22 protein-coding genes and 1 pseudogene are annotated in these 22,541 nt (G+C 68.5%); 9 read left to right on the top strand and 14 right to left on the bottom strand.

Annotated features, from left to right (window positions below):
- Window positions 1-19: 19 nt before the first annotated feature.
- Window positions 20-115 (bottom strand): annotated as a pseudogene (locus tag P9K36_RS21560) (IS5/IS1182 family transposase); the annotation flags it as partial.
- Window positions 116-540: 425 nt separating this feature from the next.
- Between P9K36_RS21560 and P9K36_RS21555 the strand changes: the two are divergent.
- Entirely contained in the window at window positions 541-1,071 is a 531-nt protein-coding gene (locus tag P9K36_RS21555) for a GNAT family N-acetyltransferase (protein ID WP_278305964.1), read from the top strand.
- Between the two features lie 178 nt (window positions 1,072-1,249).
- Here P9K36_RS21555 and P9K36_RS21550 read toward each other — a convergent pair whose 3' ends face one another.
- The 10 genes from P9K36_RS21550 to P9K36_RS21505 form a co-directional block, all read right to left on the bottom strand.
- A complete protein-coding gene (locus P9K36_RS21550; protein ID WP_278305963.1) occupies window positions 1,250-1,732 on the bottom strand; it encodes a hypothetical protein in 483 nt (160 codons plus the stop codon).
- Window positions 1,729-1,977: a hypothetical protein gene (locus tag P9K36_RS21545; protein ID WP_043759042.1), complete on the bottom strand. Its 249-nt coding sequence runs from the start codon at window positions 1,975-1,977 to the stop codon at window positions 1,729-1,731. The genes P9K36_RS21550 and P9K36_RS21545 overlap by 4 nt, the downstream gene beginning before the upstream one ends.
- A 111-nt stretch (window positions 1,978-2,088) precedes the next feature.
- Window positions 2,089-2,502, bottom strand: a complete 414-nt coding sequence (locus tag P9K36_RS21540; RefSeq protein WP_043759040.1) for a hypothetical protein — start codon at window positions 2,500-2,502, stop codon at window positions 2,089-2,091.
- Window positions 2,499-2,711: a hypothetical protein gene (locus P9K36_RS21535; RefSeq protein WP_278305962.1), complete on the bottom strand. Its 213-nt coding sequence runs from the start codon at window positions 2,709-2,711 to the stop codon at window positions 2,499-2,501. Before P9K36_RS21535 ends, P9K36_RS21540 begins: the two co-directional genes overlap by 4 nt.
- A gap of 144 nt (window positions 2,712-2,855) precedes the next feature.
- A complete protein-coding gene (locus P9K36_RS21530) occupies window positions 2,856-3,128 on the bottom strand; it encodes a hypothetical protein (RefSeq protein ID WP_278305961.1) in 273 nt (90 codons plus the stop codon).
- 49 nt (window positions 3,129-3,177) lie between these two features.
- Window positions 3,178-4,188, bottom strand: a complete 1,011-nt coding sequence (locus P9K36_RS21525) for a GSU2403 family nucleotidyltransferase fold protein (RefSeq protein WP_043759035.1) — start codon at window positions 4,186-4,188, stop codon at window positions 3,178-3,180.
- A gap of 2,145 nt (window positions 4,189-6,333) precedes the next feature.
- Window positions 6,334-7,926, bottom strand: a complete 1,593-nt coding sequence (locus P9K36_RS21520) for a tyrosine-type recombinase/integrase (protein WP_278305960.1) — start codon at window positions 7,924-7,926, stop codon at window positions 6,334-6,336.
- Window positions 7,923-8,993, bottom strand: coding sequence for a tyrosine-type recombinase/integrase (locus P9K36_RS21515; RefSeq protein WP_278305959.1), 1,071 nt, complete (start codon window positions 8,991-8,993; stop codon window positions 7,923-7,925). Before P9K36_RS21515 ends, P9K36_RS21520 begins: the two co-directional genes overlap by 4 nt.
- A 689-nt stretch (window positions 8,994-9,682) precedes the next feature.
- Window positions 9,683-10,258 (bottom strand): single-stranded DNA-binding protein, encoded by a 576-nt coding sequence (ssb, locus tag P9K36_RS21510; protein ID WP_278305958.1) that lies wholly within the window; start codon window positions 10,256-10,258, stop codon window positions 9,683-9,685.
- Between the two features lie 168 nt (window positions 10,259-10,426).
- Entirely contained in the window at window positions 10,427-11,446 is a 1,020-nt protein-coding gene (locus P9K36_RS21505; RefSeq protein ID WP_278305957.1) for an NADP-dependent oxidoreductase, read from the bottom strand.
- Between the two features lie 124 nt (window positions 11,447-11,570).
- On the opposite strand from P9K36_RS21505, the gene P9K36_RS21500 reads away from it, so the two are divergent.
- Window positions 11,571-11,969 carry a DUF4174 domain-containing protein gene (locus tag P9K36_RS21500; protein ID WP_278305956.1) on the top strand — a complete coding sequence of 133 codons (399 nt, stop codon included), beginning with the start codon at window positions 11,571-11,573 and terminating at the stop codon, window positions 11,967-11,969.
- Between the two features lie 137 nt (window positions 11,970-12,106).
- A complete protein-coding gene (locus tag P9K36_RS21495; protein ID WP_164706367.1) occupies window positions 12,107-12,283 on the top strand; it encodes a hypothetical protein in 177 nt (58 codons plus the stop codon).
- A 12-nt stretch (window positions 12,284-12,295) separates the two neighbouring features.
- Here the strand turns inward: P9K36_RS21495 and P9K36_RS21490 are convergent, their stop codons facing one another.
- The 3 genes from P9K36_RS21490 to P9K36_RS21480 all read right to left on the bottom strand — a co-directional run bounded on the left by P9K36_RS21490 (window position 12,296) and on the right by P9K36_RS21480 (window position 14,177).
- Window positions 12,296-12,673, bottom strand: a complete 378-nt coding sequence (locus P9K36_RS21490) for a hypothetical protein (RefSeq protein ID WP_139239466.1) — start codon at window positions 12,671-12,673, stop codon at window positions 12,296-12,298.
- A gap of 110 nt (window positions 12,674-12,783) precedes the next feature.
- On the bottom strand, window positions 12,784-13,179 hold the full coding sequence (locus P9K36_RS21485; protein WP_043385158.1) for a hypothetical protein: 396 nt from the start codon (window positions 13,177-13,179) through the stop codon (window positions 12,784-12,786).
- Window positions 13,180-13,247: 68 nt separating this feature from the next.
- Window positions 13,248-14,177 (bottom strand): protein-methionine-sulfoxide reductase heme-binding subunit MsrQ, encoded by a 930-nt coding sequence (locus P9K36_RS21480; RefSeq protein ID WP_051044952.1) that lies wholly within the window; start codon window positions 14,175-14,177, stop codon window positions 13,248-13,250.
- A gap of 209 nt (window positions 14,178-14,386) precedes the next feature.
- Here P9K36_RS21480 and P9K36_RS21475 point away from each other — a divergent pair, with 209 nt between their 5' ends.
- The 6 genes from P9K36_RS21475 (at window position 14,387) to rbfA (ending at window position 22,524) form a co-directional block, all read left to right on the top strand.
- Complete coding sequence (locus P9K36_RS21475) at window positions 14,387-15,397, top strand: aldo/keto reductase (protein WP_043761401.1); 1,011 nt, start codon at window positions 14,387-14,389, stop codon at window positions 15,395-15,397.
- A gap of 367 nt (window positions 15,398-15,764) precedes the next feature.
- Window positions 15,765-16,529: a ribosome maturation factor RimP gene (gene rimP / locus P9K36_RS21470; RefSeq protein ID WP_043385087.1), complete on the top strand. Its 765-nt coding sequence runs from the start codon at window positions 15,765-15,767 to the stop codon at window positions 16,527-16,529.
- 64 nt (window positions 16,530-16,593) lie between these two features.
- Window positions 16,594-18,237, top strand: a complete 1,644-nt coding sequence (gene nusA / locus P9K36_RS21465; RefSeq protein ID WP_043354656.1) for a transcription termination factor NusA — start codon at window positions 16,594-16,596, stop codon at window positions 18,235-18,237.
- A gap of 25 nt (window positions 18,238-18,262) precedes the next feature.
- Entirely contained in the window at window positions 18,263-18,985 is a 723-nt protein-coding gene (locus tag P9K36_RS21460; RefSeq protein WP_043354654.1) for an RNA-binding protein, read from the top strand.
- A gap of 76 nt (window positions 18,986-19,061) precedes the next feature.
- On the top strand, window positions 19,062-21,992 hold the full coding sequence (gene infB, locus P9K36_RS21455; protein WP_278305955.1) for a translation initiation factor IF-2: 2,931 nt from the start codon (window positions 19,062-19,064) through the stop codon (window positions 21,990-21,992).
- Between the two features lie 103 nt (window positions 21,993-22,095).
- Window positions 22,096-22,524, top strand: a complete 429-nt coding sequence (rbfA, locus tag P9K36_RS21450) for a 30S ribosome-binding factor RbfA (RefSeq protein WP_043354641.1) — start codon at window positions 22,096-22,098, stop codon at window positions 22,522-22,524.
- The last annotated feature ends 17 nt before the right edge of the window (window positions 22,525-22,541 follow it).

Here is a 22,541-nt window from a genome sequence, read left to right as displayed (position 1 = left end):
GACCGACGATCCCACAGGCGAGCGGACGGCAGAAGCGATCCGTGAAGGCTTGGATCCTGGTCGTGCACCCACCCCGTGAGCGGCCGATGGCTCGGCTCTGCTCCCCTTTTTGCCCCTCAGGCGCAGCATTGGGCCTTCGGCGGCGGAGTCGCATAGCACCTGGGAAGTGGTCCGCCCGCTCGGGTGAACGTCCCGAACGACCTGACCTTGCCCCCTTGGCTGCCCGGGGCACGAAGCCAATTGTAGATGGTCGCGTTCGGCCCGGTGAGGGCCCGCGGTGCGTCCGTCTGAACGTTCGCTTACGGCGGAAGCGTGGAAGCCTACGGCCCGGATTTGAGGCGAAGGTGTCTGCTTTCGGGGCGTGCTTATGGGTGTCCGTACGGCTGCCGTGGGTCGCCAGCGGATGGACCGCTCAGGGTGGGTTCCTGCCTGTCTGCCTTGAGGCGGCGGATGCACCGAAGCGGACATGGCTATGGCGTCCTCACGCGGCCTACGGCAGGATTGTCTCTGTCTCCCTGCCCTTCAGCGCAAACCCTATCGATGATCAGCGCCACCTTCCAATCGGCGGATAGAGCGGATGCAGCCGCCATTGCCTCGCTTCATGCAAAGAGTTGGCAGGACGCCTATCGCTCCATACTAGATCCGAATTTTCTTGCTGGGCCAATCGAAGCTGATCGTCTCACACTTTGGTCCGACAGACTCGCCGATCCAGCACCGTCTTTGATCGTACAGACCGCCCGAGGCTCAGCCCATCAACTGATTGGTTTCATCGCAGCCTTTCGCGATCACGATCCGCGTTGGGGTAGCTGGGTAGATAATCTGCACGTTGCCCCAGAAATGCGAGGCCAAAAGATTGGGGAACGCCTGCTCCGCTCCATGGCGCAAAATCTTGCCTCTCAGGGCGCGGATAATGGACTGTACCTATGGGTGTTTGAGGCCAATCAAGCAGGGCTGCGGTTTTACCAAAGGCTTGGCGGTAAAGTGGTAGAGCACGACACCTCGCGGATCCCCGCGGCGAGCGGGAAGACCATCTTGCGAGTTCATTGGCCTACCCTGTCAGCCTTGGCTTGAAATCAGCGACAGGTAGCATCGTAGCCAACCCATTCGAGCGACCACGAACGGCCGCTATTGAGGGCCCCAAATACCGTTCATTTCGACTGGTTTGGGTCGGTGGCGGCTCTTGGCGGCGGATGCCAAGTGTCGGATTTGCACCACCAGGAGGACGACTTCGCGCGGAGCGGCGGCGCCGTCAGGTACCCGGCGGTCTCAACGGGCCTAAGTTGACGATGAGATCCTGGTGACGTTGGTTCACAAGGAGGTATTGCCTCTTGACCTCGTCGAACAGGGTCCGGCTTGCGGGGGCGATGAGGCCGCAGCCGGGTTCGTCGATGTCGGGGAAGAATTTACGAGTGTAGGGCAGAAAGGCGCGCTTACGGACGTCGATGAAGAATGCGACCTGACCGCCGAGACGGGATGCCTGTTCCCGTCCGACCTGGATCACGCCGATCGGCAATGCGTCGCCGAATTTTCCGACCTTCGAGGATGTGTAGACGCCCACGACCAATCCACGGGCTGGGACATCCGCAGAGGTCGCCGCACCGGCCTGCTGCTGCGTGAAGGCAGCGATGACGCAGGCCGCGTGTCGAACCAAGCCGGGCTCATCCGGTTCATTCTCGAAGGGAAACCGCGTCCAGACGAAGTCACCTGATCGAAACGGTATGGGTCCGGTCAACGGAAGAGGCTCAGCCGAGACTCGTAATCGGCGTCGGTTTCATCCGGATCGCGCTGCATCTCGTAGTGGTCGAGATCGAATGCCGGCATCGCCGGATCGAGATCGCCGAGGGTCGCTACGTATTCGGAGTGGCGGCGAACGAGGTCTTCGACGAGCGTCGACACGTCTACATTGTCCAGCTTCGCGACGCGGCGCGCGGCTTCGTAGACGTCGGCGTTGATTTCCAGCTGAACGGTTCCGGCCATGTCTCGGACATCCGAAGGTTCGGAGAGGAGCATATCCTACCCGATCGCCGACGCCCCGTCATCGGACTACATTTCGACGCCGCGTGTTCCGGGAACGGGTCGTCGCCGCCGTCATACGCCCCGAACTCCGCGCCCCGTGATCATGGCCTCCTCGACGTGCCTGTATCGGGCGAGCTGCTCCCGCAGACCGCGCACCTCTGCCCTCAGGGCTGCGTTGTGCTGCTCGAGCTGCAGGATGCGTCGATCGCGGCGGTCGGCTTTCGGCTTCGCGTCAAGCTCGTCGGATGCATCGTCCGCCGGCGGTGCCGTTCCCAGCCGCCTGACAGCCTCATCGAGGAGTGCCTTGGCGGTCGGGTTCTTGTAGAGCGTCTGCCGGTCGAAGCCGCAGGCGATAGCGATGGCCGACAGGTTCGGCTTCCCGCTCCTCTCCGGCAGCAGCTCGCCGGCGGCTTGCAGGCGGTCCAGATAGGCGCGAAGCGTGGCGACGTTGCGCTCGCCGATCTCGCGCCCGGAGACGCCGGTCATTTCCTCTTCGCCTTGCGCCGAGCATGCTGCGGAAGCGACAACCCCTTCTCCTTCCGCAGATCCAGGTCCGTCTGCCCCCGATCGACTTCGTCCCACCCCTCGTCGAGCTGCGCCTCGGTGATGTTCAGAGCGTGGGCGTTCCTCTGCCAAGTGCGGATACGGCGGGTCAGCTCTTCGTTCTCCTCGCGCAGATTGTCGATCATCGCCAAGAGGCGGGCACGGGACTTCGCCTCGTCGGCACGCGGGCCCGTACGGGGGATCTTCCTTCGGCCGGCGCGGATCTCGTCCGTCCTCTTCGCGAAGGCCTCGGAGATCTCGGGAAAGCGGCACAGGCCGCTCCTACTCCACTTCCATCAATGGATGACGAGCCCCTTCGCGATGACCGCATCCCAGGTCAGCGGCTGCTTCGCATCGCTCGGCCATGCCGAGATCTCCGCGACGAACCATTCACGGATTTTGGGGCCGAGCGCCAGACGTTGTCGAGGCTGCACCTTCTTGATCGAGGTGCCCGCCAATGTCCGACGCATGTGAGGCGTGCTCCCGGGATAGGGGATCAGCTTCCGCCATTCCTTCTTTCGAAACGGTGCATGCGGACACGACCGTTCCTTCGCCTCCTGCGTCTGCATGGCGTCGCTCCTTCGAACGAAGGCTTCGGAGATGGGTTGTCCGCGTCCGCTACGGACGCATCACGATCCGGTCGTCGGCATGGCCGCCTCCTTCGTCGATGGCGTCGGCGATCTCTGGGAAGAGCGCGAGATGTCTGCGCTCGAACGGTTCGGCTACTACGGCACTCGCAACGGCCGCGCAGGCCGCCGCGAGTGCCGGCAGGCGCTCGGCACGCGACGGATCGGCGAGATAGCGGCCTTCGAGGGACGAGAGGATCGCGAAGGCCCTCGGATCCAGCGCCGGAAGCGGCGTCGGCGTTCCGTCCAGGCCGACGGCGAGAAGCGGGATCGCTTCCGAGCCTTCAAAGGCCCAGTTCAGGGCATCGATCTCCTCGTCCAGGGCGTCGGCGCGGAGCATCCTGCGCCTCCATGCCTCGATGACGTCGCCGGACAGCAGCCGAAGGACGATGCCGCGACCGAACACGAGGCTGTCGCGTTGCTCCTCGACCGGGCCGAAGATCTTGCGGGCGGCGATCGCATCGAAGAGGCCGCGGTCCCTGACGAACAGCTCGGTCGGCATCAGGTCGAGGTCCGGGGCGTCGCCGGTGGGGAACGGCATCCGCATACGGCCCCGAACCTCGTACGCCGCCAGCGCGGCATTGCCTCCGATCGTGAAGTGGGCGGCTCCGAACCCCTCGCTCCGAAGTTCGCGAAGAAAACGCGCCGTCACGGCCTGGACACGGCCGATCCGGAGGGCCTTCAGAACCTTCGCATGGATATCGAGGCGTCCCTGGATGCGATCGAGCTCCACCTTGGCCTGCTCGCGACCGGCTTCGAAGGCCGCCTTGCGGCGCTCGGTATCCGGGGACCTGGGGCCCAGTGAGCGGGTACGCTGACGGTTGCCCTCGTACCGCAGGTTCACCGTGTGCGTGAGGTACTCGACGCCGCCATTCGTCTTCCAGCCGATGCTGCCGGCGTAGCGGGCGGCGGTGTCCGAGGCCTCCGCGAAGGCGGTCCAGAGTCGCTCGAGCTTTTCGAGAGCTTCCTCTTCATCCTCGTCGAAGAGATCCGAACCGCCCATTCCATCACCCAGATAAAATCCGAAGTGATATTATTTGTGGTAAGAGCGATTCGCAATCCCGGCGGTGCCACCCGTCCAGCGGCTTCAACATTCCGGCGAGGAGGGGCCGGGACGGTCAGGTGGCGAGCCCGATCCCATCAAGCGGACCCTGACGCAGGACGTCGGGCTGCATCTGTACGATCGTACCATCTTCGATGTCGGGATCGTCGTGGGCCGCCAGCATACGGCGATACCCGACGGCCATGCGGCGGTGATGCTCGACGTAGTTCGAAGCGCCGTAGGTCCCGTCCTCCACTTCCTCCAGCGATCGCGCGAGCGCGAGGTCGACGTCTGCCAGCAGCAGCTCGATGCGGGCGCGATGTACGGGATCCCCTTTGACGACAGCGCAATCGAGACAATCGGCGCAGGCGCCGTGATGCGGGCAGGGTGCGGTGCCCCAGTCGTGAAGACACAATCCGATGTCGGTCGTATGGACCGTCGCGAGCTGCACCAGCGAGAAGTGCCTCCGTTCGACGGGCGGCTTGCGCGACCACGTCGCAGCGATCGGCCCTTTCATCTTACCCTGCTCGAGCAGCTTCCGGGCCTTCCGCGCGAGCTGGTATCCGGGCTCGTGATCGTAGGCCTGGTTCGACCGCACATCCTCGCGACCCGACCAGCGTGCGAGGTCGACCTCTCCGAGTCCGCCTTCGGCGGCGATGGTGTTCAGGAAGTGCCGGACCTGATGGGTCTTGAGGACGAAGAACTCGCCGTTCGCATCCTTCAGATCGAACCGCTCGAATACTGACATCGAGCCGGGCCTGCTCTGCAGGAAGTCCTTGACGACGTCGTACGAAACGTTGTCGACGATCGCGGGAACGAGGCCCCGGCGCGATCCGAAGAAGTTGCGTGTGGCGATCAAGAGGTATTCCGACCGCTTCATGACGTGGTCGCCGCCGATCGGGCGGATGGCGTCGTGCAGAGCCTTCTCGATGTCTCCGAGCCGGTAGCGCCACTTCCTCTGCGTCGAGCATGGGGTACGCGGGATGCGGTAGGAGCGGACGAACACGACGATGTTCTGAAAGCCCTGGATGCCGACGGCCTCGCGCATCTCCTCCCCCGTCAGGATCCGGTCGGGCGAGGAGAGCCGCCAGCGATCCGTCAACCAGGCCCGCCCGGGGTTTTCCTCCATGAATGCCGCGATCGCGCGTGCTTCGGCGGTGAGTTCCTTGATCTGCCTGATGGCTCGGCGGGCGACGTCGACCATTGCGGTCGGGATCCACTTGATGTCGGCCAGGAAACCCTTGGAGCCGCGGTACCCAATGCCGTAGCGCACGACGGGGCGTCCGTCGGCGTCGAGGATGGGTTTGCCGTTGCGGGTGACGGGTTCCTCGACCTCGCAGTCGTAGGGCAGCCTGAGGATGTCGTTGATCCGCCAAGGTGCGCAGGGCAGGAGTTCGACGATGCGCATCCGCAGGATGTCCGGAGGCGACGACACGAGCTGCGAGGCGCGGGCGAGTGCGTCCAGCGCGCCCTCGTCCGGCATGCGGGAGTCCTCCTGGTCTTCGTCGCTGCCCTCGACCATGACGTGATGCCGGTCGAGCGGCCGCTTCGCCGTGTTCGTGAACTGGATCGGCGACATCGTGATGCCGGCGTCGTTCAGGATCTTGGCGAATTTCGCGAGGACGGTGCCGGCCGCGTAGGGACTGGAGGTTCCAGCACCGATCGATTCCGCGAACCTCAATGCTCGCTTGAACATCGCGCCCGTCAGGCGGCAGGGGTCGTGACCGACGTCCTTCGAGGCGTCGTATAGGATCCGGGCGACCGCGATCATGCGGCGATACCGGTTGATCTGCGACGGCTTCCTCACGTCGTCGAGGCGCACCACCGCCTTGAGGAAATCGCCGAAGTCCTTCGCCATCGCGGGCCCGTCGGGATCCTCGCTGGTCGATCGGACCGTGAAGGCGAGTTCGCCCTTGCCGGTCCCGCCCGGCTTGTTCGAACGGGTGGGCACGATCCAGATGCGGTCGTCGAAGGGGCTGTCGCCGAAGGCCGGCGCAAGGCGTCCGGACTCGATGAAGATCTCGAGGTTCTGCCTGGGCGTGGCTCCGAGCGTGGCCATGACGCTGCTCCGGACGCGTGAGGTGCGATGACGGCGACCGGGACGGATCATGCCGCGTCGTCCTTCCGTTCGGAGCGGGCCCGTTTCACCTCCTCGCAGCGCATGACGACGTCCGCTACGGCGAGAATGGTGTTGTCGAGCATGGTGATCATGCGGCCGTCGAGGCGACGGGCGCGCCGCTCTTCGCGGCCCTTCAGGAGCGTGTCGAGAATGCGTTCGTGCGGACCATCCAGCCACGGTTGGAAGCGCACGCAGGTGTAGCAGGCGGTCGGCGCGGCGAGGCCGCAGAAGGCGAAGCTGCCGCAGGTGCCGACGCCGCTTTCGGGCGCGGTACTGGAACCGAAGATGCGGCTCGCGCGCGTGCCGCCCCGCAAGGCCTCCGCCTCCGATCCGACCAGGGTGCCGAGGAAGGCCTGCGCCATAGGCGCGAGCTCGCGGGCCGTGGCGGCATCGAGCTTCTCGACGACGTCTCCGCGCAGGTTCACGTATGCTCGGACCGTCTGCTCGTCCCTGTGATCGAGGAGTTCGGCGACGACCCTCTTCGATGCACCTTCGCGCAGCAGCCGGGTCGCGAAGGTGTAGCGGAACCGGCGCGGGCCGGCCCTGAGGACCTTGCCCGTCCGCGGCGAAACGACCTTCAGGGCCAGGACGGTCTGCGTGATGAGCCGTCCGATCTCCTTGGGTGTCCGGTGCATCGCATAGGCGTGCCGCGGACGACCGACCTTGGCGGGGTCAGGCGTAGTGCGGTGGAACAGGGCGTGTCCGAAGGCTTCGTCCTCCCACGGCACGGCCTGCCTCGCAGCTCTGTTGGTGGCGACGAGGCGCTTCATGATGCCGGCGGAATGGGCATCGAGCTTTCGGATCTTGAACTTGGTCCGGACGAGCCTGTCCTTGCCCTTGATGCGCGGCACGGCGATCTGGGCATGGCCGTTCTCGTCCTCGAAGTCCTCGTCGCGCATCAACGAGATCATGCGGGGGTTCGGCCCGAGGATGACGCAGAGCCAGACCAGGGCGAGACGGTCGATCGGAACCGAATCTGTCTCCTGAGCGGCACGCAGCGCCTGCAGCAGCGCCGTGGTCTCGGCATCGTCGAGCGGGCCACCCGTGGGATCCCGGGTGAGGACGGCGACTCCCTTCGGGTTGCCGCCGACCGTGATTGCGTTGACGATGGAGGCGCTTGTCGGGTTGACCCCAGACCCTTCGCGCTTCGACAGGAAGCGGAACCAATGTTGGAGGTGGTGGAGCTCGCCGACCGACAGTTTGGCGGCTTCGCGGGCCTCGTAGAAGAAGGTCTGCAGTAGGTCGGGACGGTTTCCCAAGCGGATCGTCGGATGCGACCAGCGTCGGAACGCGCCGAGGGTCTTGAGCCTCTTGAGCGCCCGGAAGGCGTTCTGGACGTGGCTCGCCGAACTCGAGGTGATCAGGTCGATGAGGTGGTCGGCGGTGGCTTCCACCATTCCGCGGTGGGTGAATTCGAGCGCGGTCCAGTCGAGCCGGAAGTTGTGGCCGGGATCGTTCAAGTGCCAGACCGGGCCGTCCAGCGGCACTCTCTCGTCGTATGAATCGAACACGGCTTCGCGGGGATGCGGGACCAGGATGGGGTGATCGATCCCGGGAGGTCCCTGGAAGGGCACGTTCATGACCGGGAGTTTCCTTCCGCGCTGAGCTTCTGGAGGCGCAAAAGAAGCGAGCCTGCCTTTTCCTTGATGAAGCGCTGCCGGTAGTGCTCGCCCTGCTCCGAGGTCTTGCTCCAGCCGTTGAGGAAGTTGCGCATCCGCTGCTCGACGCCTTCGCGGAGCACGTTATCCGGCTGGTCATCGATCGCCTCGGACAGGCGGTCGTTGAAGCTGTGCCGGAGCCTGTGCGCGGTGGTCCAGGGCGGCAGGCCTTCGACCTTTGTGCGGAGGGTGACGAACATCGCCTCGACGGTGCTCTCGGCGATGGGGCGTCCGAGTTCGGATACGAAGACGTATCCGTGCCGCTTCGCTCCCGGATAGCGCTCGTCGTCGTTGTTATGCTCCGTCAGCCAGACGTCCAGCACATGCGCGAGCGCGAGCGAGATCGGGAGACGCCGCGCCCTCGTCTTGGCTGCGGGCGGCCTTGCGCGAGGATCGTCGGGATTGTTCTGGCGCCTGTGGATGTCGATCGTCGGCTCGGGCCCGTGCAGCGATAGATCCTGCTTCATCAGACCGAGCGCTTCACCTTTGCGGGTTCCGAGTTCGTAGAGGGTGAGGATCAGCGCGAAGTTGCGGAACTGGTGCTTCTTCTCAAAGGGGTTGGTCGTGCTCCCAGGTTCGATGGCGTCGCGCAGGATGGCCAGCTGGCGTTCGTCGAGGCCGAGCGTTTCGAACTCGTCCGGCTTCGGGATGCCCGACAGCATCCCGTCGGCGAACTTCTCCAACTGCCGTTCGGCCATGGTGTAGAGGTATGCCGGAGGGTCCTCCGCCTCGGTGCGTACGAGCTTGTGCATCGCGGCGCCGGCGCGCCATCGGACATACCGCACGACGGCGCGGCAACGGGCATCCCAGTAGCCGGGCCCGACCATGACTGAACCGCCATCGTCGTCGGCGACGCCCTGGTTGCGCCGCAGGGCGCGCTGCAGGCTCTTGGCGTCTCCGTCGGAAAGATACTCGAAGGCCGCAATACGGGCTTCGAGGTCGATGCCCCGTTCGAAGGTCCAGTTGAAGGCCGTGACCACGGCCGACATCGTCCGCTTCTGGTGGGAATAGCTGTGACCTGCGTCCCGCAGTTCGTTTGCGTGGAAGATGTTGGGCCACCACACGGGCATCCCGTTCCGGTCCACGACCGTGACGGTCCGTTCGCCAGGGAGCATGTCGTGGCTCTTCAGGCGCCATGGGCCTGGAGCGGGATAGGGTCTTGTCACGCCGGCGGTTCCCGAGATCGCCCCCAGACTGGATCTCCAGGGTTAAGGACACAAGTCCTGCGGATAGTGGACGGAGCGCCGAGCATCTTTCGATCTAAGATACTAGTTAAAATAGTTTATTACGGAATAGTGGACGAATCGCGGGCGTGGCAGACTCGAGCGGGATCGCCAGAACGACGGGTGATGGAAAGTGCCCTTCCGAGGCGATTTCCGTTGTCGTATCAGCCGCTTGCTACGATCAATGGACGATTCTGCGGTGACGCGGGTTTGGGCCGCGGCCGCTTTCTCGAGCTGTTCTGGAAGTGTCGGCGTCAGTCAGTGGACGATTGGCGGACTGATATCTAGCCTAGGATCTTGCAATAAAATGGGAATTACATTTTTGCGGACGTCTGGTTGCGAGCTGGGGTTCACGATCGAAAATTAGCGGCATCATGAAACAACAAAGCCAGCATTAAGATGCTGGCTTTGTTGACGATTTTGGTCCCAGTGGACGATTTGAAACTGACAAGGGTTCAGAACGGGATGTCGTCGTCGAGGTCGTAGCCGCCGCGGCTTCCGCCGCCGCCGCCGTTGCCGCCACCGCCCGAGGAGGCCGGAGCCGGACGCCGCTCGCCGCTTTGGGCGCGACCGCCTCCGAAATCGCCGCCGCGGTCACCGCCCCGGCCGCCCCCGAAATCCCCGCCGCGGCTGATCTGGCCGCCGCCCTCTTCCTCGCCGGCGAAGTCGCCGCCGCCGCCGCGCCCGTCGAGGATCGTCATCTCGCCGCGGAAGCGCTGGAGCACCACCTCGGTCGTGTACTTCTCGACGCCGGAATTGTCGGTCCACTTCCGGGTCTGAAGCTGGCCCTCGATATAGACCTTCGAGCCCTTGCGCAGGTACTGCTCGGCCACCCGGGCGAGGTTGTCGTTGTAGATGACGACCGAGTGCCACTCGGTCTTCTCCTTGCGCTCGCCGGTCGCCTTGTCCTTCCACGACTCCGACGTCGCGAGCCGCAGGTTGCAGACCGGGTCGCCCGACCCGAGGCGGCGCATCTCGGGATCGCGCCCGAGATTGCCCACCAGAATCACCTTGTTGACGCTGCCCGCCATCGCTCTCTCCTAGTCGTACGGATCTCACTGGGCACTTGCCCGGCGGCGCGCGAACCATGCGCCCGGGCCTCCGGAGCGGCAACCTGCGGGGCGGGCTTGTGCCCGCTTTCCGCAGCGCCGCCGGGTCTGTTTGTTCTATATCCGTTCCAGATCGGCGGCAAGAAGCCGTCAGGACACGCGGACGACGAGCTTGCCGAAATTCCGGCCCTTCAACAGGCCCATGAACGCCTCCGGGGCGTTCTCCAGGCCTTCGACCACGTCCTCGCGATAGCGGACGCGTCCGTCCTGGATCCAGCCGGCGACCTCCTTGCGGAACGTCTCGGCCTGCTCGGCGAAGTCCCAGACGATGAAGCCCTGGATGTGCAGCCGGTTGGTCAGGACCGCACGCATCAGGCCGGGCAGGCGGTCCGGGCCGGGGGGCACCTCGGTGGCGTTGTAGGCCGAGACGAGCCCGCAGACCGGGATACGCGCGAAGGGGTTGAGCAAGGGCATCACGGCGGCGAAGACCGCGCCGCCGACATTCTCGAAGTAGACGTCGATGCCTTTCGGGCAGGCGGCGGCCAGCGCGCCGGGCAGGTCGGGGCCGCGATGATCGACGGCGGCGTCGAAGCCGAGTTCCTCCGTGAGGTAGCGGCACTTCTCGGGGCCGCCCGCGATCCCGACGGCGCGGGCGCCGTGGATCTTGGCGATCTGCCCGACCAGGGAGCCCACCGGGCCGGCGGCGGCGGCCACCACGACGGTCTCGCCGAATTTCGGCCGGCCGATGTTGAGGAGGCCGGTATAGGCGGTCATGCCCGGCATCCCGAGCACGCCCAGCGCCGTCGAGGGCGGGGCGGCGGCGGGATCGACCTTGCGCGAGCCCTTGCCATCGGTGACGAAATAGTCCTGCCAGCCCGCGAAGGCGGTCAGCATCTCGCCCACGGCGTAGTCCGGGTGGTTCGAGGCGACCACCTCGCCCACCGTCTCGGCGGTGATCGGCGCGCCGATCTCGACGGGCGCCGCGTAGGATTTCGCGTCGCTCATCCGGCCGCGCATATAGGGATCCAGGGACAGCCAGCGGGTGCGCAGGAGGACCTGGCCGGATCCGGGCTGCGGCACCGGCACCTCCTCCAGGCGGAAGTTCTCGGGCCGCGGCTCACCGTGCGGGCGCGAGGCCAGGACGATGCGTCGGTTCATGGCGGTGGTCATGGCGAACTCCCGGTTATTGCCTGTCGCCTCCGATCTGGGGCGCCGGACCGTGGAGGCAAAGGCGCGGCTGTGATCTCCCGGACGGCTCGCGCGTTGTCCCGTCTCGGGAGCGCGGAGCGGCGGCATGCGGGGAGCGGCACTGGGATTCGGGCTGGCGGCGATGGCGACGGGGGCCGCCCTGGCCGGTCCCCTCGACGCCTATCGGGACCGCGCGCGGGTGCTGGTCCTGTCGGCGCCCGAGGCCGGGGACGCGGATCTCCGGGCGCAGCGGGCGGCCCTGGGTTCGGCCCGCACCGGTCTCGCCGACCGCGACCTCGTGGTGCTGGAAGCGGTCGGGTCCGGGGCGCAGGCGCAGGCCCTGCGCACCCGGCTCGGCCTGCCCGCGGACAGCTTCCGCGCCGTTCTGATCGGCAAGGACGGCGGCGCCAAGCTCACCGCCGAGGAGCCGATCGCCCCGCAGGCGCTGTTCGCCACGATCGACGCGATGCCGATGCGCCGCGCCGAGATGCGCGAGCGCCGCTAGGGCCGGATCCCCTGTGAACCGACGGGGTGCGGACACCAACGGTTAAGCCTACCGGCCTATCACCGAAACGTGTCGACGGCCGCGTATCGGCCGTCCGTTGAGGCCCGCCAGGACGCTCGGACGAGACGCTCGAATCGATGACCCGACAACAAGTCGCCACCGCCATCCGCCGCCTCGTCGACCTGCAGGTCGAGGATATCGAGCGCGCGGTCCGCGACGGCCATAAGACCATCGCGCTGAACGAACTGGCGGATCTGAACCGCCAGCTCAAGGCCTTCGCGGCCGCCCTCAAGAAGGCGCCGGCCCGCATCTGAGCCGGCGCGACGCTACCAGCGCGGTCCGCCCCAGCGACGGGGCGGAATGTCCTCCGGCGGCGGAGGCGGCGGGGGCGGCCCGCGGTCGACGACCGGCTCGTCGCAGACCCGCACCCGGCGCAAAACCGGCGCGCCATCCGGATCGAACCGACGCCGCACGAATTCCCGGCATGCTTCGGGGGGCGCCGCCGTGAAGCGGGGGCCGCGGAACGCGGCGTCGGGACGTGGCGGCGGCGGCGGCGGTCGGCGCTCCGGCTCCTCCTCCTGAGCGGGATCGCCATAGCCATGAGGAGGCGCGTAGGGACCGTCGAAATCGGCGGCCAGCGCCGGGCCCGTGGCGAGGAGCAGGGCGCAGAAAGCTGTGCGGACGAGGGAACGACGAGCGGGCACGGGGGCCTCGGCGTGATCGGGCGCGCGGGGATCGCGGCCATCATCACCGGAGCTAGCGCCAATGCGCCTGAACCCTCCCCGTGTGGTGCTGTCGGTTGCCGTTCAGCCGGCTATTTCTGCATCGCGTTGACTTCGCACTGGGCGTAGTCCGCGCTTGCCTTCACGTAGGCGTTGAGCTTCTGCAGGTAGGCCTCGGCGATCGGCCGGAAGGCCTGCGCCTGCAGGTTATAGGCCTTGATCGCGTCGTTGTAGCTGTAGCCCTCCCAGCCCGGGCAGCCCTCCTTGGCGTCGAGGCAGGCGGGCTTCTGCGGCAGCGCCGGCTTGGTCGGGCGGGCCGAGGCCGGCGGCGGCTCGGGCGCCGTGCAGGCTGCGACGGCCTGTGCCGCGGCCGCCGGGGGCGGCGCGGCGGGAGCCGCCTTGGCGGCCGGCTTCGCGGGTGCGGGCGGTGTCGCGAGGGCGACCGTCGGCGCGAGCAAGCCCGCGATCAGGAGAAGCGTGCCGCGCATGGCGTCTTGAAAGCTCCGCTGGGCCCGGGGCCGCCGGCGGCGGAGGACCGGGAGCGGGTTCTGCGGCATCAGGCCCGCGGCGACAAGGGCTCCCGGACCGGATCCCGGCGGGGCGTGGCGGCCGGCCGCCTCGTCGGCGCCGGGCCGGCGGCGCGCGCCTTCGGACCGCGCACCAGCGCCAGGAGCGGCAGCGACAGGCCGACCGCCAGCACCCACCAGGCCGGCCGGATCGGCCCGGAGAAGTCCAGGTTGGCGGCGAGCACGAGGCTGGCCGGGACGCCGCTGGCGAGCCCGTACCAGGCGGCCTCGAGACCCGCGGTGGCGAGGCCGGCGAGGATCGCGAGCAGCAGGAGCGACCAGGGCCGCTCCGGCCATTTGAACCGCCGCATCACCCGCCAGCCCATCAGCAGCAGGAACAGGCCGGCCGAGAAGACCGGATCGGTGACGTCGATCTTGGACTGCAGGAAGTAATGGACCAGGGCCAGGACAGCGATCGTGTAGACGAGGCGGTGCAGCCGGTTCCAGTTCGGGCCGAGGTTCCGGATCGCCGCATCCGTGGAGGTCAGGCCTAGGGCGATCAGGCCGATCAGCGCCACGAAGCCGATCGTCAGGTAAAGCCGCAGGGCGATCTCCGAGACGACCTTGGTGAGGATCAGGTTCTGGTCGACGGCGTAGAGGGTGAGATGGGCCACCGCGTAGGCCATCACGGTGATGCCGAGCATCCGCCGCACCGCGATGACCTTCGCCCAGTCGGCGATGCGGCGGAGCGGCGAGATCGCCAGGGAAAACAGCAGGAAGCGCACCGCCCATTCGCCGGTGGCGTGGATCAGCGCGGTGATCGGCTTCGCGCCCAGCGCGTCGAGCCGGTAGGCGGCCGCGAGGTACAGGGCCGGGGCGATGCAGGCCAGGAAGACCGCGAGCTTCAGCCAGGAGAGGCGACCGGCCCGGTCGAGCCAGGGGCGGGGGATGGCGGGGAGAACGGCCGAGCGGTCGATCATGGGTCTCGGACAGGCTCTTTTTCGGTGAGGGACGGCGGCGACCCGCCAGCGACATGCGCCACGGCGAGAACGGCCGCCCCCGGGCTCCGGTGCCGGCACGGGTCGGTTCGCCGCGGCCGGGCGCAGGTTACACGGGCCTGTCGCCCGGCACGGTTGACCTCGGCCGCGCCGCGGCGAGATAGCGGGGCGACGGACACCGGATGGATCCCATGCAGTACCGCAAACTCGGCCGCTCCGGCCTCAAGGTCTCGCCGATCTGCCTCGGCACGATGATGTTCGGCGGCCCCACCGACGAGGCCACCGCCGGCCGCATCGTCGGCAGCGCCCGCGAGGCGGGGATCAACTTCATCGACACGGCCAACGTCTACACGGAGGGCCGCTCGGAGGAGATCACCGGCCGGGCGATCAAGGGCGACCGCGCCGCCTGGATCCTGGCCACCAAGGTCGCCAACCCGACGGGCGAGGGCGTCAACGACCGCGGCCTGTCGCGGGTCCACGTGATGAAGGCCGCCGAGGACAGCCTGCGCCGCCTCGGCACCGATGTCATCGACATCTACTACCTGCACAAGGAAGACCACGATACGCCGCTCGCCGAGACGGTGCGGGCGATGGCCGACCTCGTGCGGGCGGGCAAGATCCGCCATTTCGGCGTCTCGAACCACCGCTCCTGGCGGGTCGCCGAGATCTGCCGGCTCTGCGACGAGCTGGGAATCGACCGGCCGGTGGTGAGCCAGCCCTACTACAACGCCTTCAACCGCATGCCCGAGACCGAGCACCTGCCGGCCTGCGCCCATTACGGGCTCGGCGTCGTGCCGTACTCGCCGCTCGCCCGCGGCGTGCTCACCGGCAAGTACGACCCGGATGCCCCGCCGCCGGCCGAATCCCGCGCCGGCCGCCAGGACACCCGGATGATGCAGACCGAGTGGCGTCCGGAATCCCTGCGCATCGCCCGGACCCTGAAGGCGCACGCCGAGGCGCGGGGCATCACGGCCGGCCAGTTCGCCACCGCCTGGGTGCTGAACAACCGCCTCGTCACCGGCGTCATCGCCGGGCCGCGCACCGAGGCGCAATGGCAGGAATATCTCGGCGCCCTCGACTACGCCTTCAGCCCGGAGGACGAGGCGCTGGTGGACGGGTTCGTGGCCGCGGGCCATCCGACCACGCCGGGCTACAACGATCCCGCCTATCCGCTGGAGGGGCGGGTGCCGCGGGGCGGCTGAAAGGCAGCCGATCCCCCACCCCCTCATCCTGAGGTGCATGCGCCTCGAAGGAGCCCTCCGGACAGCGCGCGATCCCTGGAGACCGCCTTCGAGGCCTCCTTCGAGGCCGCCGCGACGCTCCGGCACCTCAGGATGAGGCCGAGACCGGGACGAACAGGGCTGCGTCGTGCGCCTGATCCGTCTTGCGCTCCCGGCCGAGGGTCGCTATCTAGCTCTCAACAGTTCTGATGGCAGTCGAGAGGCTGCGGTTCGGGAGTGGGCCCCACCGGGTCCGCTCTTTTTTTTCGCCGCAGAGCCTCTCGCCGCACAAGGCCGCACGCCGCGGGCGGGCCACGCAGAACGCCGCGAAGGTTGCGCGCTCAAACCCATGTCGTCCGAGATCGAAGCGGATCTGTCCGAAAAGCGCCTCGTCCGCGAGGCCGGTGTCGCCGCGCGCGTCGCGCAGGCGATCGAGGGGCCGCTCCAGGGCCTCGGCTTCCGGCTGGTCCGGGTGAAGATGTCCAACATCAACGGCTGCACCGTGCAGATCATGGCGGAGCGGCCGGACGGCTCCTTCACCATCGACGATTGCGAGGCGGTGAGCCGCGCGATCTCGCCGATCCTCGACGTCGACGATCCGGTGGGCGGCGCCTACAACCTGGAAGTGTCCTCGCCGGGGATCGACCGGCCGCTGGTGCGGATCTCGGATTTCGCCCGCTGGGTCGGCTACGAGGCCAAGGTCGAGCTGAGCCCGCCGCTCGACGGGCGCAAGCGCTTCCGCGGCATCCTCGGCGCGCCGGATCTGGACAGGCAGACGGTCCCGATCGACCTGCCCGACGTGAAGGAAGGGCTGCCGAGCCGCATCGACCTGCCGCTCAAGGACCTCGCCGAGGCCCATCTCGTCCTCACCGACGACTTGATCCGCGAATCGCTCCGCCGCGGCGGACCGCCCCCCGCGGACGAGGCCGAGGAGACGGATGACGCGGAGCCCGCCGAGGAGCGCGCGGCGCCGCCGGCGCGCAGCCCCTTCCAGCCGAAGGGGCCCCGGAAGGCCAGCCCCGCGGCCAAGCTCCAGAAGCCGGCGCGGACCGGTCCGAAGAAGCCGGTCGTGACCAAGGCGTCCCGGCTGAAGGACCGCGATTCGCTGCATTGAGACCCCAATGTCGGCCGCCCGGCGGCCGGCTCGAAGATTTGACGGAAGAGAAGGACCGACACCGATGGCCGTCGTCAGCGCCAACAGGCTCGAACTCCTCCAGATCGCCGATGCGGTCGCCCGCGAGAAGGTGATCGACCGCTCCATCGTCATCGACGCGATGGAGGAGGCGATCGCCAAGGCCGCGCGCTCCCGCTACGGCGCCGAGACCGACGTTCACGCCGAGATCGACCCGAAGACCGGGGCTTTGCGCCTCTCGCGCCACCTCCTGGTCGTCGATCAGGTGGAGAATGACGCCCGCGAGATCACCCTGGACCAGGCCCGCCGCTACAACCCGGGGGCCCTCGTCGGCGACGTCATCTCCGACACCCTGCCGCCCTTCGATTTCGGCCGCGTGGCCGCCCAGTCGGCCAAGCAGGTCATCGTCCAGAAGGTGCGCGACGCCGAGCGCGCCCGCCAGTTCGACGAGTACAAGGACCGCATCGGCGAGATCCTCAACGGCATCGTGAAGCGGGTCGAGTACGGCAACGTCATCGTGGATCTGGGCCGCGGCGAGGGCATCGTGCGCCGGGACGAGATGATCCCGCGCGAGACCTTCCGGCCGGGCGACCGCATCCGCTCCTACCTGTTCGACGTGCGCTCGGAAGTGCGCGGGCCGCAGATCTTCCTGTCGCGCTCGCACCCGCAGTTCATGGCCAAGCTGTTCGGCCAGGAAGTGCCCGAGATCTACGACGGCATCGTCGAGGTGAAGGCTGTGGCCCGCGACCCGGGCTCCCGCGCCAAGATCGCGGTGATCTCCCGTGACGGCAGCATCGACCCGGTGGGCGCCTGCGTCGGCATGCGCGGCTCGCGCGTGCAGGCCGTGGTCGGCGAGCTGCAGGGCGAGAAGATCGACATCATCCCGTGGTCCGAGGACGAGGCGACCTTCATCGTCAACGCCCTCCAGCCCGCCGAGGTGGTGAAGGTGGTGCTCGACGAGGAGGCCGACCGCATCGAGGTGGTGGTGCCGGACGACCAGCTGTCGCTGGCCATCGGCCGCCGCGGCCAGAACGTCCGCCTCGCCTCCCAGCTCACCGGCTGGGACATCGACATCCTCACCGAGGCCGAGGAGTCGGAGCGCCGCCAGAAGGAGTTCGCCGAGCGGACCCAGGTCTTCATGGAGGCGCTGGACGTCGACGAGACCGTCGGCCAGTTGCTCGCGGCGGAAGGCTTCCGCAACGTCGAGGAGATCGCCTACGTCGACATCCAGGAGCTCTCCGGCATCCAGGGTCTCGACGAGGAGACCGGCACCGAGATCCAGGCCCGCGCCCAGGACCACCTCGCCCGGATCGAGCAGGCCCACGACGCCCGCCGCACCGAGCTCGGCGTCGCCGACGAGCTCCGCGAGATCGAGGGCATCACCACGCCCATGATGGTCGCCCTCGGCGAGAACGACGTGAAGAGCGTCGAGGATCTGGCGGGCTGCGCCACTGACGACCTCGTCGGCTACACGGAAGGCCGCGGCCCCGAAGCGGTGCGTCATGCGGGCTACCTCGACGGCTTCGACCTGTCCCGCGCCGAGGCGGAAGCTCTGATCATGGCCGCCCGCCTCAAGGCCGGCTGGATCGAGGCGCTGCCGGAGCCGGAAGGCGAAGACGGTGCCGAGGAAGGGGCAGAGGAAGGGGCCGAGGCGGCCGAGGGCGAAGAAGCCGCCCGGGCCGAGGGCTGAGCCGAAGGCCGGCGGCGGAAACGCGATGGTCGCGGACGACACGACCCTGCCCGAGGACGGGCTGGCTGCCGGGGGGCTCGATGCCGGCCCCGGCCGCCGCGCGCCCGAGCGGACCTGCCTCGTCACGCGCGTCGCCCAGGCGCCGGAGGCGATGATCCGGTTCGTGCGCGGGCCGGACGGCAGCGTCGTCCCCGACCTGCGCGCCAAGCTCCCGGGGCGCGGCGCCTGGATCAGCGCCCGGCGCGAGGCGGTCGCCACCGCCGTGCGCAAGAATCTTTTCTCGCGGGCCTTCAAGGGGCCGACCCCGGCCGCGCCCGATCTGCCGGACCGGATCGCCGCGGGTCTCCGGGAGGATCTGCGGCAGGCCATCGCGCTCGCCAACAAGGCGGGCTGCATCGTCGCGGGCTTCTCGAAGGTCGAGGCGGCGATCGGCGGCCAGCCCGGTGCCATCGCGGTGATCCACGCCGCCGAGGCGAGCCCGGATGGCCGGCGGAAGATCGCGTCGGCCTTGCACAGGCGCCATGGCGAGGCCATGTCAAGGATCCCGATCATCGATGACCTGTTCGAAGACGAATTGGACATGGCTTTAGGTCGGGGTCATGTGATACACGCTGCGCTCGTCGCAGGAGCCGGAGCCGCCGGCTGCCTGTCGCGTTGGCGTCGGCTACGCTCCTTCGAGGGCGCCGCCGCGGCGACCGGGGAGCCCGATCCAGCCCGAATCGGCGGGATCGATGAAGCCTCACGTTGACGACGCAGGACGGATTTGGCCGGCGCCACCGGGCGTCGGTTCACGGGACGATGGAAACCCTCAGGGTTCAGGCTGAATGAGCGATACGAATAACCCGGGCGACAAGACTCTGAATCGGACTTCCCCGAAGCCGCTTTCCCTCAAGCGGCCGATCGAGGCGGGCACCGTGCGTCAGAGCTTCTCCCATGGCCGCTCCAAGCAGGTCGTGGTCGAGACGGTGAAGCGCCGCGTGATCGGCGCGGCTCCGGCCGCTCCTGCCCGTGAGCCTGCACCCGCACCGCGTCCGGCACCGGCCGCGCCCGCGGCCGCGGCCCCCCGTCCGGCCCAGCGGCCGGCCTCGGGTGTGGTCCTGCGCACGCTGAGCGAACAGGAGAGCGCCGCCCGCGCGGCAGCCCTCGCCGACGCGCAGCGCCGTGAGGCCGAGGCCCGCCGCAAGGCCGAGGCCGAGGCCGAGGCGCGCCGCCGCGAAGCCGAGGAGCAGGCCCGCCGCGAACGCGAGGCCGCCGAGGCCCGCCGCCGCGAGGAGGAGGAGCGCAAGGCCGCGGCTGCGGCAGCCGCCGCTGCGGCGGCTGAGGCCGCCAAGGCTGCTGAAAAGGCAGCCGAAGCCCAGGCGGCCGCTCCCGCGCCCGCTCCCGCCCCCGCCGCCGCTGCGCCTGCCGCTGCTGCACCTGCCCGTCCGGCCGAAGCGCCTGCCGCGCCGCCGGCCGCTGCCCGTCCGGCCGCGGCTGCGCCCGCGCGCCCGGCCGCTGCGCCGGCCCGTCCGGCCGCCGCGCGTCCGGCTGCGCCCGCCTCGGCTCCGGCCGCGCCGCGCCCCCCGCTGACGCCCCGACCCTCCACGGGCGAGCCGCGCAAGACGATCACGGCCGATTCGCGCAAGCCGCGCGATCTCAACTTCATGGCCAAGCCCGCTCCGGCTCCCGAGCCCGAGAAGAGCGCGACGCCGGCGACCGCCGCACGTCCCGCCGGTGCCGGCGCCGCGGCGCGGCCGGCCGGTCGCGGTGCCCAGACCAACGACGACGAGTCCGAGACCAAGCGGGTCATCCGCCGTCCCGGCATGCCGCTCAAGATCATCACGCCGCCCAAGACGCCGAAGTCGCCGGGCGGTGACCGCAACCGCGGTCGTCTGACCATCGCCAACGCCACCTCGGGCGAGGACGAGCGGACACGCTCGGTCGCCTCGTTCCGCCGCCGCCAGCAGCGCATGAGCGGCCGCGGTCAGGTGGAGCAGAAGGAGAAGCTGTCCCGCGAGGTGACGATCCCCGAGACGATCACGATCCAGGAACTCGCCAACCGCATGTCGGAGCGGGCCGTCGACGTGATCCGCATGCTGATGAAGCAGGGCCAGATCCACAAGATCACCGACGTGATCGATTCGGACACCGCCCAGCTCATCGCCGAGGAGCTCGGTCACACGGTCCGTCGCGTCGCCGAATCCGATGTCGAGGAGGGCCTGTCGTCCGACGAGCCGGATCTGGAGGAGGATCTCGATCCCCGTCCGCCGGTGGTCACCATCATGGGCCACGTCGACCACGGCAAGACGTCGCTGCTCGACGCGATCCGCAAGGCGAACGTGGTCGAGGGCGAGGCCGGCGGCATCACCCAGCACATCGGCGCCTATCAGGTCGCGTCGCCGTCCGGCGACATGATCACCTTCATCGACACCCCGGGCCACGCGGCGTTCACGTCGATGCGCGCCCGCGGCGCCAAGGTCACCGACATCGTCGTGGTCGTGGTCGCGGCCGATGACGGCGTCATGCCCCAGACCATCGAGGCCATCCAGCACGCCAAGGCGGCCGGTGTCCCGCTGATCATCGCGGTCAACAAGATCGACAAGCCGGATGCCAAGCCGGAGCGGGTCCGCACCGAGCTGCTGCAGCACGACATCCAGGTCGAGTCGATGGGCGGTGAGACCCTCGAGTTCGAGGTCTCGGCCAAGACCGGCGAAGGACTGCCGGAGCTTCTGGAGGGTATCCAGATCCAGGCCGAGATCATGAACCTGCGCGCCAACGAGAAGCGCGACGGCGAGGGTACGGTCATCGAGGCGCAGCTCGATCGCGGTCGCGGCCCCGTGGCCACGGTCCTGGTCCAGCGCGGTACCCTGTTCACCGGCGACATCGTCGTGGCGGGCGCCGAGTGGGGCCGCGTGCGCGCCCTGATCGACGACCTCGGCGAGAACGTCCAGTACGCCGGGCCTTCGGTCCCCGTGGAGGTGCTGGGCTTCAACGGCACGCCGGACGCCGGCGACCGCGTGACCGTGGTGCCGAGCGAGGCCCGCGCCCGCGAGGTCACCGAGTACCGCGCCCGCCAGAAGCGCGAGCGTCAGAACGCCCGGACCGGCGGCGCCAACCGGTCGCTCGTCGATATGATGCGCGACCTCAAGGAAGGCGCCGGCCGGAAGGAACTGCCGGTCGTCATCAAGGGCGACGTGCAGGGCTCGGTCGAGGCGATCTCGGGCGCGCTGGAGAAGCTCGGCAACGACGAGGTCGCGGCCCGCATTCTTCTGGCGGGTGTCGGCGGCATCACCGAGTCGGACATCACCCTGGCGCAGGCCTCCAAGGCGGTGGTTATCGGCTTCAACGTGCGCGCCCTCAAGGAGGCCCGCGAGGCCGCCGAGCGGGCCGGCATCGAGATCCGGTACTACAACATCATCTACGACCTCGTGGACGACATCAAAGCCACGCTGTCGGGGATGCTGCCGCCGACGCTCCGCGAGGAGCGCCTGGGCGAGGCCGTCATCCAGGAGGTCTTCGAGGTCTCGAAGGTCGGCAAGGTCGCGGGTTGCCGCGTCCAGGACGGCATCGTCGAGCGCGGCGCCCATGTCCGCCTGATCCGCGACAGCGTCGTGATCCACGAGGGCAAGCTGAAGACCCTCAAGCGCTTCAAGGACGATGCGAAGGAAGTCACCTCCGGCCAGGAGTGCGGCATGGCCTTCGAGAACTTCGAGAACATGCGCGCCGGCGACGTGATCGAGTGCTACCGGGTCGAGGAGATCCGCCGCACCCTCTGACACACCGGACTCATCCGGACAGGGCGGCCGCGGCACCTGCCGCGGCCGTCTTTTCGTTTTCAGGACGTGAGCCGTCCGCTCCGGCGGAAAGGCCCGAGACAGAATGGCCCAGAAACCGACTTCCACCGGCCCCTCGCAGCGCCAGCAGCGCGTGGCCGAACTCGTGCGCCACGCGCTCGCCGAGGTGCTCCAGCGCGGCGACATCCAGGATCCGGTGCTCGGCACGCATGTCGTGACCGTCCCGGAGGTGCGGATGTCGCCCGACCTGAAGCTCGCCACCGCCTACGTGATGCCGCTCGGCGGTCTCGACGAGGCGCCGGTGATCGCCGCCCTGGAGCGCCACCGGAAGGTGCTGCGCCAGGAGGTGGCGCGGCGGGTGAACCTGAAATTCGCCCCGGAACTGCGGTTCCGACGGGACGAGACCTTCGACGAGGCGGCCCGCATCGACAAGCTGCTGCGGGACGAGCGGGTCCAGCGCGACCTTGAGACCGGGCACGAGGACGACGAACCGGAGACCGGGACGGGGCATTGAGTCCCGATACCCAACAG

This window comes from Methylobacterium sp. 391_Methyba4, assembly GCF_029691625.1.
GTDB lineage: Bacteria > Pseudomonadota > Alphaproteobacteria > Rhizobiales > Beijerinckiaceae > Methylobacterium > Methylobacterium fujisawaense.
Note: the sequence above shows the minus strand (reverse complement) of the source record. Positions and strands in the feature narration are given on the sequence as shown.